Genomic DNA, 888 nt, shown 5'->3' with positions numbered 1-888 from the left:
CATCGACGCCGAGGGCATCGACATGGGCCCGTCCCCCACGGACGCCGCCCTTGCCGCTGACCTGGCGCTGCCGATCGAGGAGCTGGAGCTCACCGTTCGGTCCTACAACTGCCTCAAGCGTGAGGGCGTCCACTCCGTGGGCGAGCTCCTGGCGCGCTCCGAGGCGGACCTCCTGGACATCCGTAACTTCGGTGCGAAGTCCATCGACGAGGTCAAGGCGAAGCTGGCCGGCCTGGGCCTGGGTCTGAAGGACAGCCCGCCCGGATTCGACCCGACCGCCGCCGCCTTCGGCGCGGACGACGACGCGGACGCGGGCTTCGTGGAGACCGAGCAGTACTGAACGCCGCACCGCGCCGCACGGGAGTGAGAGGCCGGCGAGCGTGTGGACGGGTGTCCTGCGCCGACGCACGACAGACGTCCACACGGCCGGCCGTGCGCCACGCGATGTGAGGGGCCCCGGTTCCTGGCCACCGAGCCAGGAACCGGGGCCCCTCGTGTCAACGGGACAGAGGACCGGGGCCGGCTGCCCGTCGACCGGCGCCCCGGCCGGTCAGCGCTGGGTGTAGATGAAGCCGACCTTGTCGACCTCGTCGCCGGTCCTGCCGTGGAAGCCGGCGATCTGCCAGCCGGAGGGCGCGGTGCGGGTCACGCAGTCGGAGGTCGTGGTGCCGCCGGCGAGTGTACGGCCGGTGCTCGTCGTGAACTTGGCGTAGAAGATCCGCGTGCGGCCGTCCTTCTGGGCCTGGCAGAGGTAGGCGGTTGTGACGTACTCGCCGCTGGCCAGGGTCAGGGAGGAGGCGGTGCCGCCGGTGCCGCCGTGGGTGAGCGTGGTGCCGTTGGACAGGGTCACGCTCATCTGGTCCACGCGGGAGCCGGCGCGCAGGGCGA

The 888-nt window shown here is 71.8% G+C and carries 2 protein-coding genes; one reads left to right on the top strand and one right to left on the bottom strand.

Annotated elements, in window-relative coordinates; genetic code table 11:
• Positions 1–340, top strand: a 340-nt coding sequence (locus tag HLK59_RS50220) for a DNA-directed RNA polymerase subunit alpha C-terminal domain-containing protein (protein WP_277349600.1), incomplete at its 5' end; no start/stop codon positions are given.
• Positions 341–550: 210 nt separating this feature from the next.
• Here the strand turns inward: HLK59_RS50220 and HLK59_RS50215 are convergent.
• The coding region (locus tag HLK59_RS50215; protein ID WP_277349474.1) for a jacalin-like lectin at positions 551–888 on the bottom strand (338 nt) is incomplete at its 5' end.

Origin of the sequence: Streptomyces sp. S3(2020) (genome assembly GCF_013044505.1) — a bacterium.
In the GTDB taxonomy this organism is placed as follows: Bacteria; Actinomycetota; Actinomycetes; order Streptomycetales; family Streptomycetaceae; genus Streptomyces.
Note: the sequence above shows the minus strand (reverse complement) of the source record. Positions and strands in the feature narration are given on the sequence as shown.